Below are 15,736 nucleotides of genomic sequence, written 5' to 3' on the forward strand. Positions count from 1 at the left end.
GCTGGAGTCATGGCGCATATTCACGGATGATATGGCCTTTCCAGCGCCGGCGTGGCTGAGCGCGTACAGGTTATTTTTAGGTATTACATTGTGGTTTGCCTTGTGGCCGCCACTTGGATGGGATGATGACTGCTCCGCGCCTTCCTTTTATTTTGTTGCTTGCTGGCCTTTTGGGCCTGGCGGGTTGCAGCACACACCAACCTGTGTCGCTGTATCAGTTGGACAGTGGAAGCCCAGCCCAGCCTGCACAAAGTGCTGGTATGGCGGTATTGCTCGGCCCGGTCGTCGTGGCTGACTACCTGCAACGCGAGACCCTGCTGCAACGTCAGAACGATGGCAGCCTGCAAGGCTCCACAGATGGTCGCTGGGCGGGTAGCCTGTCATCGGACATCAATCAGTTGATGCTGCGCCAGGTAGCCGGTCATCTGGACAGTCAGCGGGTGGTGCTGTCACCTGCCCCCACAGGTTTTGCCCCGGATGTGCAGGTATTGCTGACCATCACGCGCCTGGATTCTGGTGTTTCGCAACCGGCAATCCTCGATGCGCAGTGGCGCTTGATCGACCGTCGCGGCCAGGTGCGGGATAACCGTATCGTGCATCTGCAGGAAGAACACGTCGGCAGCACCGCCTCCCAGGTTCAGGCCCAGGGTGTGTTGTTGCAGCGTCTGGCTGAGCAGTTGTCGGTAGCACTCAGGCCGTTGGCCAATCAGCCAGCTGTCGCCGAAGCACCGCGCAAGTCGGCCCCGGCACCTGCCAAGCCGGCCGTGCAGGACAAGCCGAAAATCCCGATGGCCTCGCCGATTCGCACCGACATGGAAGTGTTCAGGTTCTGAATTGAACGCAGACAAGACAAGGCCCGCTGATAGCGGGCCTTGTTGTATGTGGGGTATTTATGGCGAAAGTTGCTGTTGTGGCGAGTGGGCTTGCCCGCATTGTACTGCGCAGCAGCCCCGATAAAGGTTATCGCAGCTTTCCAGGAAGACCGTAGTGGCTTTCAGGGCCGCTTCGCGCCCCAACGCGGGCAAGCCCGCTCGCCACAGGAGTGGGGTTTAGCTCTTCGCCCGCCTCTCATGCATTCGCGCCAACTGCCGCTCCAGCATCGATGGATACGGCTCCATCAAGCGCTCCACACAACTGGCGCCCTCTGGGCTGGCGATGGGCCTGATCCGCGCACGTTGGCGGATCAGGGCGTCATCACTGATCTTGCGTTCCACCAGCAGCAAGTTGCGGCTGTGTTGCGACAAGGCCAGCGCATCCTGGGCGATTTCGGTCAGCAGCAGATCAATCTGGCTCATGCCATACAGGTCGTCACCCACCGTCAGCCCCAGTTGCAGCTGCAAGGTGATGCCGCTGTCGGCGACTTCGATTTGCAGTGCATGGCCCAGGGCTCGCAGCAGCTCGCCGCAGCAGATGGCATTGGTCAGGTAGTCTTCGCCGCTGTCTTCACTGTGGAACAGCATCAAGGTACTGCCGTCGTTCAGGGTGTGCAGTTCGCTCTGGTACAGCGATGCCGCCTGGTCGAGGCAATCGCGGTAGCGCTCCAGCAGTTCGGTCAGGCGTGCGCGCGGCAAGCGACGTAGTTGATCCTGCGCGCCCAGTTGCACCGCCAGTACAGCGCTGTGTTGCGGCTCGGTGTTTTGCGCGGGTGCCGGCTTGGGTGCGACTACCTGCGCTGATTGCGACTGGTCGCGAAGATCGGCGAACGGGTCTTCATCATCCAGTTCGTCGTCTTCTTCTGCCTTGATCGTCTGACGGGATACCGGCTTGAGCCCGGCCACCGGCGCGCGTTCGTCGAAGTCAGGGTCGCGCCCAAAGGCAGGTTTGTCTTCTTCGTAGTCGGTGTCGCCGTACTCAGGCTCTGGTTCAACCTCGGGCACTACTGGTTCCGGGGCGAAGCTGGTGTGCAACTGGCGGGCGAGGTCGCCAATTTCATCCTGGCGGTCGGTGGCCGGGGTGTGTTCGTCGATGTCCCGCAGCCAAATGCGCAGTTGCATCAGGGGCGTGGAGATATTCCGCCCCAGGCGCAGGCTCAAGGCCAGGGACAGGGCCAGCAGGATCGCACTCAAAATGCCCATGCTTTGCAGGCTGATGGTCATCGGCTGCTGGAACTGCTGCATGTCCAGGCTGATGCGCAGTTGGCCGGCCTTCACGTCCTGAAAGGTGATATTGCTCTGGTACAAGCCTTCGGCTTCACCCAATAGGCCGTTTTTCGGGCGTTGCCCGGCTTCGGCCATGATCCGGTTGTCTACGCTGTAGATAGCCGCGTGGGCCACCAGCGGGTTCTTGGTCAGATTATTGAGCAGCACGTTGAGGCTGAGGATGTCGTTGGACACCAACAGCTCGGTCGCCGAGGTGGCGGTCTGGGTGGTCAAGCTTTCGCCCAGAGCGTCGGCTTGCTCGTGCATGGCCTGCTTGAATTGCAATCCCATCACGCAGGCGTAGATCACCAGAGCCAGGGCGACCAGGATCACGTTATGGCTGGCGATGCGTAATGCGATCGGTACACGGCGATGGCGCAGTGCCCGGAAGATCAGCAGGAAGAAGTTATCGGTTTTTACTGGCGTGGGCCGGTTCACTTAAGCTCGGCTCTTTAGTCCGTGAAGTTGACGCGCAGTATAGCGACAGGCCCAAGACCGGCAAAGCGCTGGCTGTGCCCGATGGTCACTGAAAGTGGGTAGAATGCGGTTTTTTTCCACCTCGGGGGTGCGCTTTGCGCGAAATTGTCCTGATAAACATCACAGGTGAGGACCGTCCGGGTCTCACCGCAGCCATTACCGGTGTTCTGGCCCAGGGTGGTGTGAACATTCTCGACATCGGCCAGGCGGTGATCCACGACACTTTGTCGTTTGGCATCCTGGTGGAGATTCCGAGTACCGAGCAAGCGTCGTCGGTGCTCAAGGACATCCTGTTTACGGCCTACAAGCTCGATCAGCAGGTGCGTTTCACCCCGGTGTCCGAAGAGGATTACCGCCAGTGGGTCGCCGGTCAGGGCAAAAAACGCCATATCGTCACTCTGCTGACCCGCAAGGTGACGGCTGAGCAATTGCAACGCGTCAGCTCGATCACCGCTCAATACGGTTTGAACATCGACCATATCGACCGTCTGTCGGGGCGTATGCCGTTGGACACGCCGGCCGACCAGGGCAAGGGCTGCATCGAGTTTTCCGTACGCGGTGAGCCGGCGGACCCTCAGGCCTTGCGCGCTGAGTTTCTGAGCGTCGCCCAGGAACTGAACGTCGACATCGCCTTTCAGGAAGATTCGCTGTTTCGACGCAACCGCCGGCTGGCGGTGTTCGACATGGACTCCACGCTAATTGAAGCCGAAGTCATCGACGAACTGGCCAAGGCTGCTGGCGTGGGTGAGCAAGTCTCGGCCATTACCGAGCGTGCCATGTCCGGCGAGCTGGATTTCCGTGCTAGTTTCAAGGAGCGCCTGGCGTTGCTTAAAGGCCTGGACGTCAGCGTGCTGGACTCCATCGGTGCGTCGCTGCGCCTGACCGAAGGTGCCGAAACTCTGTTCGCCGAACTCAAACGCCTGGGCTACAAGACCGCCATCCTGTCGGGTGGCTTCACCTACTTCGCCAAGCAATTGCAGGCCAAGCTGGGCATCGACTACGTGTTCGCCAACGAGCTGGAAGTGGTGGACGGCAAGGTGACTGGCGTGGCGGTGGAGCCGATTGTCGACGCCCAGCGTAAAGCCGATCTGCTGCGGGAGTTGGCACACAAGGAAGGTTTGCGTCTGGAGCAGACCATTGCGGTCGGTGACGGCGCCAATGACTTGCCGATGCTGGCGATTGCCGGGTTGGGCGTGGCGTTTCGTGCTAAACCACTAGTCAAGCAATCGGCCAAGCAGGCGATTTCGACGTTGGGGCTGGATGGAGTGTTGTACCTGTTGGGCTTCCGTGACCGCGACGGTCAGCTCTAGCCCCGCAAAACAACTGTAGGAGCGAGGGGTATCTAGTCCTTGCTCGCTCCTACAAGTAGTGCGTCGATCAGGCCTTTGGTAAGCCCATGCCTTGACCCATCTGCACCGGCGAACCCGCCAGCAATTCTTCCGACCATTTCACCTGATCCGGCCCAAACAGCACGATGGCGGTCGAACCCAGCTTGAAGCGTCCCAGTTCTGCACCTTTTTCCAGATAAATCGGTGCGCGTGCCGCTTCGTCGTAACGCACGGTTTTCAGCTCACGTTTCGGCGGCGTGACCAGCCCGGCCCAGACTGTTTCAATCGACGCCACAATCATCGCGCCTACCAGAACCACGGCCATCGGGCCGCGTTCGGTGTCGAATATGCAGGCAACACGCTCGTTACGGGCAAACAGTTCCGGCACATTTTCTGCCGTGGTTTGGTTCACCGAGAAGATTCGGCCCGGGATGTAGACCATTTCCCGTAGGGTGCCGGCCAATGGCATGTGCACCCGGTGGTAGTCCTTCGGCGACAGATAAACAGTGGCGAAGTCGCCGCCCATGAACGGCGCGGCTACAGCGGCATCACCCCCGAGCAATTCCAGTACGCTGAAACTGTGGCCCTTGGCCTGGAACACCCGGCCGTGCTCAATCGGGCCGAGTTGGCTGACCGCACCATCGGCCGGGCTCAGTACCGCGCCCGGGGTTTGATCCAGTGGGCGTGCGCCGTCTTTCAAGGCGCGGGTGAAGAAGGCATTGAAGTGCTCGTAAGCGGTCACGTCCTCCACCAAGGCCTGGGACATATCCACTTGATAGCGCTTGGCGAACCAGGTGGTGAAGGCATTCTTGAACCAGCGCACGCGGCATTCGGCAATGCAGCCGGCCAGCCGTGACAGCAGGTGGTGGGGCAGCAGGTACTGGCTGAGGATAAACAAACGCTTTTTCATTAACTGTCCTTAAAATCTTAAATCTCAACGGGGGTGTCGGGGTGGTTGCCCCATTCGCCCCAGGAACCGGCATAACCTTTGACTCGCGGATAACCGAGCGCCTTGGCCACCAGATAGGTGAAGCCAGAACGGTGGTGAGTCTGGCAGTGGGTGATGATTTCTTTGTCGCGGGTAAGTCCGAGGTCTTCGAGGATCTGCGGCATGTCGCGACGGATGCGCAGGTTGCGCGCCTTGTCCATGCCAGCGGTCCATTCGAAGTTCACCGCGCCGGGGATGTGCCCGGCCTTGGCGGCGAGGACTTTCTCTCCCGAATACTCCAGCGGGCCACGGGCATCCCAGATGCCCAGGTCGGCGGAGCCCAGACGACTTTGCAAGTATTCGCGGGTGGCGGTGGGCTCGTCGTGCAGCGTCAGGCTGACCGGGCCGCCGGCACTGGCCAGCACGTTGGTGGAAACAGGCTGTTTTTCATCCAGCCACGCCAGCAGGCCGCCGTCGAGGTAGTGATACTTCTTGTGGCCGATAACATCGAGCAGCCAGATAAAACGCCCGGCCCAGCCGCCGCCTTCGTCGTCATAGACCACGTAGGTGGCGCCCGGCGTATGGCCCAGTTCACCGAACAGCGTTTCCAGGGAGGCTTTGGCTGGCAGCAAGCCTGGAGCAGGCAGTTGGCCCAGTTGGGTGCGTTTGGGATCGACGAATCGTGCGCCGGGGATATGCCCGGTGGCGTAGCGTTCGGCGCTGGTGAGGTCCACCAGAATCAGGGTTTCTGCGTCGAGGCGACCGAGCAGGTCGCTGGGCTCGATCACCAGCGGCAAGCCAGAGAAGTCAGGCATGTGAGGTCTCCTGGGCACAAGTTTAGGGCTGTAAAGGAGGGCGATTGTAGCGCAAGCATCAAGCGCTGCGGTTGGTAAAGCTGTGCAGGGCCTTCTCAATGCATTGAGCGGTTTTGCCGAAGGCTTGTACGGTGGTTTCCGAGAACGGCCCGCCGCCCTGGTCGGCAATCATCAGCATCGCCACCCGTCCATTGCAACTCAGGGAGCGCAACAGCAGGTGCTCGCCGATAAACAGGCGGCGCAACGAGGCGGGTAGCAGTGCCGAGAACTGTACATGGTTGTCGGGCGTCAGGCGCACCTGGGCGGACTTCTCCAGCAAGCGCTGCAACAGCGTGCTTTGCGCGACGTCCAGGCTCATGTGGGCAGCGTCCTTGGGCAGGCCGTCGACCTGATGCACGCGCAAGGTGCTCAAGGTACGGTCGGCCATCAACAGCATGACCCGTTGCATGCCGCTGGCCACCAGGGCCTCCTTGGCGCAGGTGGTCAGGTGCATGGCGTTGGCAAAACGATTCGGCTCCACCAGCAATTCGCTGCAGTGTTTGCGCCAAACAGCCAGGGCTTCGGCGGTCGGCGGCGGTGCCGGCAGCAGGCCGCGATGGACCCGTTGCACGTTCCACGGCCAGATCAGCGCAAGTGCCGGGTGCCAAAGATCGGCCGCCAGCGTATTGCGGGCGCTGATCACTGCTTGTTGGTGAACCTGCTGCTGTACCTCGCCCAAGGGGTGTTGCAGGTACAGCGCGGTCAAGTATTGCCAGCGCCGGGTGTGCGGGCAACTCCAGGACTCTTGCGCTGCCAGGGCCATGCCGTTGGCCAGCAGCACGGTGTTGGCCGGCTGGTTCAGCCAGCGCCGCAGCGCCGGATCGTCATCGAGCTGTTGCTGTTGACGCAGCGGATCTTCATTGCGGGCGATGCGCAGCGCCTTGATCAGTAGGCGACGTTCATTCTGCAACAAGTGATAGCCCTGGGAGACCCAGATCGGCAGGCGCCAGGCCTCGGTCAGTCCCAGGCACAAATCCAGCAGGCGTACGCCAAACAACTCCTGCTCGACCTTGCGTGCCGATTGGCCTTTGTGGATCACTCGTAGTTCCCACTCCTCCAGCAGCTTGGGATAGGCAATCGCCATTGGCCACAGCGGCGAAAGAAACAACAGGCTGCCCCAATGGATGTCTTGCCATAGCCGTGCCAGGCGACTGGCAAACAGGCCGCTGGCTTGTTGCGAGGCGTGCTGGCTGACCAGTTGCAGTTGGCGCAGCGCCACGGGGATTTCATTGAGGGGGACTGAAGGCAGGCGGGCGAGCAGTTCTTCGGTGCGTTTTAAACCGAGGCGGTTGATCGCCACCTCAAGGTTTTCCGCAGGCTCTGCAAGGCTGCCGTGAGCATGGTTGTTGGCTTCGCGCATCATACTGAGCACCAGCGCGGGGCTGTTTTGCATCAGATCTGCAATATCTCGCAACGATCGGCGGTTGTCGCCGATGGCTTTGCATACCGCGTCATAGCTGGCTTGTGGGACGGGCAGCAGAACCTCATCCAGGCGCTTTATCCAGCCAGAAATGGTGTTGGGTCTTGAGGTTGGGACTGTCGTTTCATTTGCCATGATTGGGGCGCGATCATCACTTGCGGTCAACACGCCCAGAGCGGGCCGAACTGGCTTTTCGCCTTAACGGGCTATAGTCTGGCGCAGTTTTGCCGATAAGTAGAAGAAGAGTTTTTAGATCTTCTGAATATGTCCATGAACCCGACGGCGCAAGTACTCATCCCCTATGGCTAAAATTATCGGCATCATCGTCGTCATCGCGAGCGTGCTCGGCGGATACGTCCTGTCCCACGGTAAAATTGCGGCGCTGATCCAGCCTTTCGAAGTGCTGATCATCGGTGGTGCGGCGTTTGGTGCATTCCTGCAGGCCAACCCTGGCTACATGACCATGCACGTGATCAAGAAGTCGTTGGGCATGTTCAGCTCGCGCTTCTCCCACACCTTCTACCTGGAAGTGCTGGGCCTGGTCTACGAGATCCTCAACAAGAGCCGCCGCGAAGGCATGATGGCCATTGAGGGCGACATCGAGGACGCGGCAGCGAGCCCGATTTTCGCCAAGTACCCGGCCGTACTCAAGGATGAGCGTATGACCGCCTACATCTGCGATTACCTGCGCATCATGTCCTCCGGCAACATGGCCCCCCATGAGCTGGAAGGCCTGTTCGACATGGAGTTGTTCAGCTTGAAGGAAGAGCTTGAGCACCCCTCCCATGCGGTGACTGGCATCGCCGACGGCATGCCCGGTTTCGGTATTGTGGCAGCGGTACTCGGGATCGTGGTGACCATGGCCTCCCTCGGCGAGGGCGACCAGGCGGCCATCGGCATGCACGTAGGTGCGGCCCTGGTCGGTACCTTCTTCGGTATTCTCGCCGCCTACGGTTTCTTTGGTCCGCTGGCCACCTCCCTGGCCCATGACGCCAAGGAAGAGATCAATCTTTACGAGGCGATCAAGGCTTCCCTGGTGGCTTCGGCCTCCGGCATGCCGCCGTCACTGGCAGTGGAATTCGGCCGCAAAGTGCTCTATCCCAAGCACCGTCCGAGCTTTGCCGAGCTGGAACAAGCGGTTCGCGGTCGCTAAGTCATGGAAAACAACCAGCCGATCATCATCAAGCGCGTCAAGCGCTTCGCTGCCGGGCACCACGGCGGCGCCTGGAAAATCGCCTTCGCTGACTTTGCCACGGCAATGATGGCGTTCTTCCTGGTGCTGTGGCTGATGTCCACTGCCACGCCGGAACAGAAGATCGCCATCGCTGGTTACTTCAAGGACCCCATCGGGTTTTCCGAGAGCGGCACACCTTTTGTGATCGACCTGGGCGGCTCGCCGCAACTGGCGCCCGAGCGCACTATCAACCCGGAAGTGAAGACCGAGTCGCCCCAGGAAAATATTCCCATCGAGCGTGAAACCGTCGAAAGTATGGCCGAACAGGTCGAGCAGGAACGCCTGGAATTGCTCCTGCAAGAACTGCAGAACAAGGTCGATGAGAATCCGCAACTGCAAAAATTCAAGGACCAGATCCTGTTCCAGATCACTCCGGATGGCTTGCGCATCCAGATCATGGACGCCGCGAATCGGCCGATGTTTGACTCAGGCAGTGCGCGCTTGAAGCCGTATTTCGAAGATATTCTGCTGGCCATGGCCGACACCATCAAAGCGGTGCCGAATAAGATCAGCGTCAGTGGTCATACCGATGCCAAACCTTATTCGGGCCTGGGTGACTTTGGTAACTGGGAGTTGTCGGCCAACCGTGCCAACGCTGCACGTCGTGCCTTGATCGCGGGTAGCTACCCGGACGCGCAAGTGGCACGGGTAGTGGGTTTTGCTTCCTCGGCACTGTTTGATGCCAAGGACCCGTTCAACCCGGTCAACCGCCGAATCGATATCGTCGTGCTGACCAAAAAGGCCCAGCGTGCGATTGAAGGTGAGCAAAGTGCGCCTCAACCGGCGGTGCCGACTCAAGGTGAGGGTGCGCCAGGGGAAGTGCCGGTGGACCCGAATGCACTGCCACCAGAACAGCAGCCATTACCGGCCCATGAGTTGCGGCAGAAGCTGAACCTGTTTGATGACGGTGGGGTGAAAGACCCGACTCAGCCGGCTACGGGGTCATAAGCAGGGCGCAATTGTGGCGAGGGGGCAAGCCCCTCACCACAATGTTGCATCGACCAGTCAGTAACTGGTTTCGGGCAAGCTGGCGATGATCGAGCGATAGCTGTTCATCCGCTGCTGTTGCACGCGACCGTCTTCCAGGGCCTTGAGCAGAGCGCAGCCCGGCTCGCGGTCGTGCTTGCAGTCGCGAAAGCGGCAGGTGCCGATCAAGTCGTTGAACTCGATAAAGCCCGCTTCGACATCGGCGCGGCTGACGTGGCCCAGGCCGAATTCACGAATCCCTGGGGAGTCGATCAGCTCACCGCCACCTGGGAAGTGGAACAACCGCGCGGTGGTGGTGGTGTGAGTACCCTGGCCGGACAGCTCCGACAGCGGGCCGACACGGGCTTCGACTTCCGGCAGCAGGCTGTTGACCAGCGACGACTTGCCGACGCCCGACTGGCCGACGAACACACTGATGCGCCCGTCCAACTGCTCCTGGAGCAACTCCATGCCGTTGCCGTGATGGGCCGAGACTTCCAACACCGGGTAACCCAGGGTGCGGTAGACCGCCAGCAACGCATTGAGCGCCGGGGCGTTCTGCTCGTCGATCAGGTCGAATTTGTTCAGCAGCAGCAACGGCCGAATGCCCGCATGTTCGGCGGCTACCAGGTAGCGGTCGATCAGGTTGGCATGGGGCTCGGGCAGTGGCGCGAAGACAATGACGATCATGTCGACGTTAGCCGCCACCGGCTTGAGCTGGCCACGGCTGTCCGGGCGGCGCAGTTCGGTGGTGCGCGGCAGTTGCGCCACGATCACACCGATGCCTTGGTTGCCGGCACGCCAGACCACTTGGTCGCCGGTCACCAACGCCGGCAGGTTGGCGCGCAAGTGGCAACGGAACACATTGCCAGCTTGTTCGCCGTCCTGGGCCTCGACCTCGACCTGCACACCGAAGTGCGCGATCACCAGGCCCGTTTGCTCGGGGCCAAGGTCGCCACCCTCAAGCGCTTCCACGGCGGAGGATTCACGTTTGGCGGCGCGGGCAGCGCGTTCACCCTGAATCTTTTCGATGCGCCAGTTTTGGCGACGGTTGAGCTGGCGTTTGGCCATTGGTGTTCCGTGTCGATAATGCAAAGGTTAGGTAAAACGGTCGCGAGTCTAGCATGCCTCGCCTGCTAAACTGCGCAGCTACGCCAAGGTGCCAAGGAACCAAGACATGCAAAACCCACAGAACCTGATTTGGATCGATCTGGAAATGACCGGTCTGAACCCTGACACCGACGTCATCATTGAGATGGCGACCATCGTCACGGACAGCAACCTCAATACCTTGGCTGAAGGCCCGGTGATCGCCATCCACCACAGCGACGAAGTCCTCGCCACGATGGATGAGTGGAACACCCGCACCCACGGCGGCACGGGCCTGACCCAGCGAGTGCGCGAGAGCCGTATCAGCATGGCCGAGGCCGAAGCGCAAACCATCACCTTTCTGGAAAAATGGGTGCCCAAGGGCAAGTCGCCGATCTGCGGTAATAGCATTTGTCAGGACCGACGTTTTCTTTATACCCACATGAAGGCGCTGGAAAACTACTTTCACTACCGCAACCTGGATGTGTCGACCTTGAAAGAGCTGGCGGCGCGCTGGGCGCCGGAGGTGAAGGACAGCTTCCACAAAGGCAGCACCCACCTGGCGCTGGATGATATTCGCGAGTCGATTGCCGAGCTGCAGCATTACCGCAAGCATTTCATCAAGTTCTGATTTGGGCGGGTGAGCTGTTGTGGCGAGGTGGCTTGCCCTCGTTGGGCTGCGAAGCGGCCCTGAAGCCTGACATCCCGGTCTACCTGAAAAACCTCGATGCCTTTATATATAAAGGGGCTGCTTCGCACCCCAACGGGGGCAAGCCCCCTCGCCACAATTTGTAAGGATCGCCCTCATGCTGCTGATGCTCTATCTCATCGCCATCACCGCTGAAGCCATGACCGGCGCGTTGTCTGCCGGTCGGCGTGGCATGGATTGGTTTGGCGTGGTATTGATCGCCTGCGTGACGGCGCTCGGCGGTGGTTCGGTGCGCGACGTGTTGCTTGGCCACTACCCACTGACCTGGGTCAAGCACCCGGAATACCTGGTGCTGACCTCTGCCGCCGCCCTGGTGACGATCTTCATTGCCCCGCTGATGCGCCACCTGCGCTCGCTGTTCCTGGCGCTGGATGCCGTGGGGCTGGTGGCGTTCACCCTTATCGGCTGCATGACCGCCCTGGAAATGGGCCACGGTATGTTGGTGGCGTCGGTCAGCGGTGTGATCACTGGCGTATTCGGCGGCATCCTGCGGGATATCTTCTGCAACGACATCCCGCTGATTTTCCGGCGGGAGTTGTATGCCAGCGTGTCGTTCCTCGCAGCCTGGTGCTACATGCTGTGCATCTACCTGCAACTGCCCAGTGAACAAGCGATCCTGCTGACCCTGTTCAGTGGCTTTCTATTGCGCCTGCTGGCGATCCGTTTTCGCTGGGAAATGCCCAAGTTCGTCTACAGCGACGAACATTGACGCTCGGCGTGTTGCTTCAGCGCCCACTCCACATGTTCGCGCACCAACTCCGAAGGGTATTCTCGGCGCGCCTTCAAGGCTTCCAACACCGGAATGCTAGAAGGCGCGTTGCCCAGGCCCACGGCCAGATTGCGCAGCCAACGCTCATAACCGGCGCGGCGAAGGGGTGAACCTTCGGTGTTGCTGAGAAATTTATCCTCATCCCACATGAATAGTTCGGCCAGTTCTGCGTTATCCAGATTGTGCCGAGGCTTGAAATCGCCTTCGGCTGTGGATCGTGCGAAACGATTCCACGGGCAAACGATCTGACAGTCATCGCAGCCAAACACCCGGTTGCCGATCAAGGGGCGCAGGTCTTCGGGGATCGCGGTTTTCAGTTCGATGGTCAGGTAGGAAATACAGCGCCGGGCGTCCAGCACGTATGGCCCGACGAAGGCATTGGTAGGGCAGATGTCCAGGCAGGCGGTGCAGCGACCACAGTGTTCGGTGGCGTGGGGTGGGTCGACCGGCAATGGCAGGTCGACAAACAGTTCGCTCAAGAAGAAGTAACTGCCGGCCTTGCGATTGAGCACCAAGGTGTTTTTGCCGATCCAGCCCAGCCCGGCTTGTTCAGCAATGGCTTTTTCCAGCACCGGGGCGCTGTCGACAAAGGCGCGAAAGCCGAACGGGCCGATCTGCGCCTGAATCCTGTCCGCCAGTTGCTGGACGCGTTTGCGGATCAGCTTGTGGTAGTCGCGGCCCAGGGCGTAGCGGGAGACATAGGCTTTTTCAGGTTGGGCCAGTAGATGCGCCATGTGGGTGTCGCCGGGCAGGTAATCCATGCGCAGGGACACCACGCGCAAGGTGCCGGGCACCAGCTCTTCGGGGTGGGAGCGCTTGCTGCCATGGGCGCCCATGTAGTCCATCTCGCCGTGGTAGCCGGCGTCGAGCCAGCGTTGCAGGTGCTGCTCTGCCTCGGCCAGGTCCAGGCCGCTGATGCCAACTTGTTGAAAGCCAAGCTCCTGGCCCCAGTCTTTGATCGATTGGGCGAGGGCGGGCAGATCGGAAGTAATAGCAGGCATGAACAAGAGAAACCGCAGGTTAGATGCGTATAATTCTGCCAGACATCGGAGCTTGAAGACGCATGCCTCAGACAAAACACCCAATAACCGACGTTCAGCACCTGTTGCCCGGCCAATTGCCGCAACTGCCTGCTCGTTCCCAGGATGCCCATAAAGGCCAGTTTGGCCATGTATTGCTGATGGGTGGCGACCGTGGTTTTGGCGGCGCCGTACTGCTCAGCGCCGAAAGCGCCCTGCGCAGCGGTGCTGGCATGGTGTCCCTGGCGACCCGCAGCGAGCACGTCTCGGCGGCCCTGGCGCGTTTGCCGGAAGTCATGACCGTTGGTGTGCATTCCGCCAATCAATTGATGGGCTTGCTGGAAAAAATTTCAGTGATCGTCATCGGCCCGGGTTTGGGCGAAGCGTCTTGGGGCAAAAGCCTGCTGTCGGTGGCCGCCAATGCCAAGCAGCCGCAAGTGTGGGACGCCGATGCGCTGAACCTGCTGGCGGCAGGCAGCGTCAGCCTGCCAGCCAACTGCGTGATAACGCCGCATCCCGGTGAAGCCGCGAGGCTGATGGGGATTTCGACAGTCGAGGTTCAGGCAGATCGTCTTAAAGTTGCGCGCGGATTGAGCCAAAAATTCAAGACGGTGGCGATCCTCAAGGGCGCAGGCAGTTTGATCGCCAGTCCGGACGGACGGGTGTCGCAATGTGATCAGGGCCATCCGGCCATGGCCACCGCAGGTCTTGGCGATGTCCTGGCCGGTCTGGTGGGTGCATTGCTGGCCCAGGGTATGCCAGCGTTTGAGGCGGCCAGCCTGGCCGTCTGGTTGCACGCCACGGCGGGAGATCGCCAAGGCACCTTTGGTCGCGGGCTGGCTGCCAGTGATTTGATTCCCGCCATTCGTCAGTTGCTGGAGGAGCAGTCACCGTGTCTGAAGTAACCCTGTATCTGGCCGATGAAGAGGCCATGGTCGCGTTTGGCAAGCGGATTGCCGTTGTCACGAAGGGCTCGGGGCTGATTTTTCTGGAAGGCGACCTGGGGGCGGGGAAGACCACTTTGTCGCGGGGCATCATTCGCGGGCTGGGGCATGAAGGAGCAGTGAAGAGTCCTACTTTTACCCTGGTGGAACCTTACGAAATCGGCGATGTGCGAGCGTTCCATTTCGACCTCTATCGTTTGGTTGATCCTGAGGAGTTGGAGTACATGGGCATTCGCGATTACTTCGATGAAGACGCCTTGTGCCTGATCGAATGGCCAGATAAAGGCACAGGCTTTTTGCCAAAGCCTGACCTGACCATTACCATTACCCCGCATGAGCATGGACGTCAGCTGAAGTTGTTGTCCCAGAGCGTGCGCAGTGAGTCGTGGTGCGCCGCCTTGGCATTGGAATTCAAATAATTAATGGGGTTAGGTATGCGCTTTCGCGCGTTGGTTACTGTCGTAGGGGTGTTGCTTGCGGCAATGACTGTCAATGCTCTGGCTGCTTCACAGGTGCGCAGTGTTCGCCTGTGGCGGGCACCGGATAACACGCGACTGGTATTTGATCTGTCTGGGCCGGTTCAGCACAGCGTCTTCACCCTGACGGCGCCTGACCGCCTGGTGATCGACATCAACGGTGCGACCCTGGCCGCGCCGTTGAAAGTGTCCACCGCCAATACCCCGATTACCGCCATGCGCTCGGCCCAACGCACGCCGACGGATTTGCGGGTGGTCATCGACCTGAAAAAGGCCGTCACCCCGAAAAGCTTCTCCCTGGCACCTAACGCTCAATACGGTAACCGACTGGTGGTCGACCTGTTCGACAACGCCGCCGATGCCGCGCCGCCGCCCGTGCCAACGCCGAGTGTCGCGACGGTGCCTGCGGTGCCGGCTTCTACGGCGCAACCCCAGGTCAAGCTGCCACCGATGCCACCGGCTCCGGCGGGCAAGCGTGACATCATCGTCGTCATCGATGCCGGTCACGGTGGCGAAGACCCTGGCGCCTCCGGCTCGCGCGGCCAGCGTGAGAAAGACGTGGTGCTGGCCATCGCCCGTGAACTGCAACGCCAGATCAACGGCATGAAAGGCTACCGCGCCGAGTTGACCCGCACCGGTGACTACTTCATTCCGTTGCGTGGTCGTACCGAAATCGCCCGCAAGAAGGGTGCTGACCTGTTTGTTTCGATCCATGCCGACGCCGCGCCCTCAAGTGCGGCCTTTGGTGCGTCAGTGTTCGCCCTGTCTGACCGTGGCGCTACCTCCGAAACCGCCCGCTGGCTGGCGGACAGTGAAAACCGTTCCGACTTGATCGGCGGCGCTGGCAACGTGTCCCTGGATGACAAGGACCGCATGCTCGCCGGTGTGTTGCTCGATTTGTCGATGACCGCCTCGCTGACGTCCAGCCTGAATGTCGGGCAGAAGGTATTGAGCAATATCGGCCGCGTCACGCCGTTGCACAAACAGCGGGTGGAGCAGGCCGGGTTCATGGTGCTCAAGTCGCCGGATATTCCGTCGATCCTGGTGGAAACCGGGTTTATTTCCAACGCCAACGAAGCCTCCAAGCTGTCGGCGGCCAGCCACCAGCAGGCGCTGGCACGCTCCATCAGCTCCGGAATTCGCCAGTTCTTCCAGCAGAATCCGCCACCGGGAAGCTACGTCGCCTGGTTACGTGATTCCGGGAAAATCGCCCAAGGGCCTCGCGACCATCGTGTACAGCCCGGCGACACTGTAGCGATGCTGGCGGTGCGTTTTCAGGTTTCGGCCGCGACGTTGCGTAGCGCCAACAACCTGAAAAGCGATGAATTGAAAATTGGCCAGATGTTGACCATCCCTGGCACTGAATTGGCGGCGCAGTAATGAGC

General features: G+C 60.4%; 15 protein-coding genes. 9 read left to right on the forward strand and 6 right to left on the reverse strand.

What is annotated here, in order from left to right; translation table 11 throughout:
* Window positions 1-125: 125 nt before the first annotated feature.
* A complete protein-coding gene (locus FQ182_RS05685) occupies window positions 126-833 on the forward strand; it encodes a membrane integrity-associated transporter subunit PqiC (protein WP_149411170.1) in 708 nt (235 codons plus the stop codon).
* A 216-nt stretch (window positions 834-1,049) separates the two neighbouring features.
* Here FQ182_RS05685 and FQ182_RS05690 read toward each other — a convergent pair whose 3' ends face one another.
* On the reverse strand, window positions 1,050-2,576 hold the full coding sequence (locus FQ182_RS05690; protein ID WP_149411169.1) for an AhpA/YtjB family protein: 1,527 nt from the start codon (window positions 2,574-2,576) through the stop codon (window positions 1,050-1,052).
* A gap of 134 nt (window positions 2,577-2,710) precedes the next feature.
* Between FQ182_RS05690 and serB the strand changes: the two genes are divergently transcribed.
* The gene (gene serB / locus FQ182_RS05695; protein ID WP_149411168.1) at window positions 2,711-3,925 is read left to right on the forward strand and encodes a phosphoserine phosphatase SerB; all 1,215 of its coding nucleotides are present in this window, start codon (window positions 2,711-2,713) and stop codon (window positions 3,923-3,925) included.
* 67 nt (window positions 3,926-3,992) lie between these two features.
* Here the strand turns inward: serB and asd are convergent, their stop codons facing one another.
* Genes asd through FQ182_RS05710 form a run of 3 tightly spaced genes read right to left on the reverse strand, consistent with a single transcriptional unit; the run spans window position 3,993 to window position 7,280 of the window.
* Window positions 3,993-4,853: an archaetidylserine decarboxylase gene (gene asd / locus FQ182_RS05700; RefSeq protein WP_149411167.1), complete on the reverse strand. Its 861-nt coding sequence runs from the start codon at window positions 4,851-4,853 to the stop codon at window positions 3,993-3,995.
* Window positions 4,854-4,870: 17 nt separating this feature from the next.
* Entirely contained in the window at window positions 4,871-5,686 is an 816-nt protein-coding gene (locus tag FQ182_RS05705) for a rhodanese-like domain-containing protein (RefSeq protein ID WP_149411166.1), read from the reverse strand.
* Between the two features lie 58 nt (window positions 5,687-5,744).
* On the reverse strand, window positions 5,745-7,280 hold the full coding sequence (locus FQ182_RS05710; RefSeq protein WP_149411165.1) for an HDOD domain-containing protein: 1,536 nt from the start codon (window positions 7,278-7,280) through the stop codon (window positions 5,745-5,747).
* A gap of 166 nt (window positions 7,281-7,446) precedes the next feature.
* On the opposite strand from FQ182_RS05710, the gene motA reads away from it, so the two are divergent.
* The gene (gene motA, locus FQ182_RS05715) at window positions 7,447-8,298 is read left to right on the forward strand and encodes a flagellar motor stator protein MotA (protein ID WP_057724293.1); all 852 of its coding nucleotides are present in this window, start codon (window positions 7,447-7,449) and stop codon (window positions 8,296-8,298) included.
* Window positions 8,299-8,301: 3 nt separating this feature from the next.
* On the forward strand, window positions 8,302-9,327 hold the full coding sequence (gene motB, locus FQ182_RS05720; protein WP_149411164.1) for a flagellar motor protein MotB: 1,026 nt from the start codon (window positions 8,302-8,304) through the stop codon (window positions 9,325-9,327).
* A 57-nt stretch (window positions 9,328-9,384) separates the two neighbouring features.
* On the opposite strand, the gene rsgA is transcribed toward motB, so the two are convergent.
* Window positions 9,385-10,416 carry a small ribosomal subunit biogenesis GTPase RsgA gene (gene rsgA, locus FQ182_RS05725; RefSeq protein ID WP_149411163.1) on the reverse strand — a complete coding sequence of 344 codons (1,032 nt, stop codon included), beginning with the start codon at window positions 10,414-10,416 and terminating at the stop codon, window positions 9,385-9,387.
* A gap of 106 nt (window positions 10,417-10,522) precedes the next feature.
* Here rsgA and orn point away from each other — a divergent pair, with 106 nt between their 5' ends.
* Both orn and FQ182_RS05735 read left to right on the forward strand, forming a co-directional pair.
* Entirely contained in the window at window positions 10,523-11,065 is a 543-nt protein-coding gene (gene orn, locus FQ182_RS05730) for an oligoribonuclease (RefSeq protein WP_149411162.1), read from the forward strand.
* Between the two features lie 175 nt (window positions 11,066-11,240).
* On the forward strand, window positions 11,241-11,852 hold the full coding sequence (locus tag FQ182_RS05735; RefSeq protein ID WP_149411161.1) for a trimeric intracellular cation channel family protein: 612 nt from the start codon (window positions 11,241-11,243) through the stop codon (window positions 11,850-11,852).
* On the opposite strand, the gene queG is transcribed toward FQ182_RS05735, so the two are convergent.
* The gene (gene queG / locus FQ182_RS05740) at window positions 11,834-12,913 is read right to left on the reverse strand and encodes a tRNA epoxyqueuosine(34) reductase QueG (protein ID WP_149411160.1); all 1,080 of its coding nucleotides are present in this window, start codon (window positions 12,911-12,913) and stop codon (window positions 11,834-11,836) included. The two genes, FQ182_RS05735 and queG, sit on opposite strands and share 19 nt — an antisense overlap.
* A 62-nt stretch (window positions 12,914-12,975) precedes the next feature.
* Here queG and FQ182_RS05745 point away from each other — a divergent pair, with 62 nt between their 5' ends.
* From FQ182_RS05745 to FQ182_RS05755, 3 genes are read left to right on the forward strand one after another with little or no spacing between them, the layout of a single operon-like run.
* Complete coding sequence (locus FQ182_RS05745) at window positions 12,976-13,836, forward strand: NAD(P)H-hydrate dehydratase (RefSeq protein WP_149411159.1); 861 nt, start codon at window positions 12,976-12,978, stop codon at window positions 13,834-13,836.
* Complete coding sequence (gene tsaE / locus FQ182_RS05750) at window positions 13,824-14,294, forward strand: tRNA (adenosine(37)-N6)-threonylcarbamoyltransferase complex ATPase subunit type 1 TsaE (RefSeq protein ID WP_149411158.1); 471 nt, start codon at window positions 13,824-13,826, stop codon at window positions 14,292-14,294. Before FQ182_RS05745 ends, tsaE begins: the two co-directional genes overlap by 13 nt.
* A gap of 3 nt (window positions 14,295-14,297) precedes the next feature.
* Window positions 14,298-15,731, forward strand: coding sequence for an N-acetylmuramoyl-L-alanine amidase (locus FQ182_RS05755; RefSeq protein ID WP_218575085.1), 1,434 nt, complete (start codon window positions 14,298-14,300; stop codon window positions 15,729-15,731).
* The last annotated feature ends 5 nt before the right edge of the window (window positions 15,732-15,736 follow it).

This window comes from Pseudomonas sp. ANT_H4 (genome assembly GCF_008369295.1).
Lineage (GTDB): Bacteria > Pseudomonadota > Gammaproteobacteria > Pseudomonadales > Pseudomonadaceae > Aquipseudomonas.

Coding starts and splice junctions, on each gene's coding strand:
- asd (WP_149411167.1), bottom strand. CDS start 4,853: ATGAAAAAGCGTTTGTTTATCCTCAGCCAGTACCTGCTGCCCCACCAC.
- FQ182_RS05735 (WP_149411161.1), top strand. CDS start 11,241: ATGCTGCTGATGCTCTATCTCATCGCCATCACCGCTGAAGCCATGACC.
- FQ182_RS05710 (WP_149411165.1), bottom strand. CDS start 7,280: ATGGCAAATGAAACGACAGTCCCAACCTCAAGACCCAACACCATTTCT.
- queG (WP_149411160.1), bottom strand. CDS start 12,913: ATGCCTGCTATTACTTCCGATCTGCCCGCCCTCGCCCAATCGATCAAA.
- orn (WP_149411162.1), top strand. CDS start 10,523: ATGCAAAACCCACAGAACCTGATTTGGATCGATCTGGAAATGACCGGT.
- FQ182_RS05755 (WP_218575085.1), top strand. CDS start 14,298: ATGGGGTTAGGTATGCGCTTTCGCGCGTTGGTTACTGTCGTAGGGGTG.
- motA (WP_057724293.1), top strand. CDS start 7,447: ATGGCTAAAATTATCGGCATCATCGTCGTCATCGCGAGCGTGCTCGGC.
- FQ182_RS05705 (WP_149411166.1), bottom strand. CDS start 5,686: ATGCCTGACTTCTCTGGCTTGCCGCTGGTGATCGAGCCCAGCGACCTG.
- FQ182_RS05745 (WP_149411159.1), top strand. CDS start 12,976: ATGCCTCAGACAAAACACCCAATAACCGACGTTCAGCACCTGTTGCCC.
- FQ182_RS05685 (WP_149411170.1), top strand. CDS start 126: ATGACTGCTCCGCGCCTTCCTTTTATTTTGTTGCTTGCTGGCCTTTTG.
- rsgA (WP_149411163.1), bottom strand. CDS start 10,416: ATGGCCAAACGCCAGCTCAACCGTCGCCAAAACTGGCGCATCGAAAAG.
- motB (WP_149411164.1), top strand. CDS start 8,302: ATGGAAAACAACCAGCCGATCATCATCAAGCGCGTCAAGCGCTTCGCT.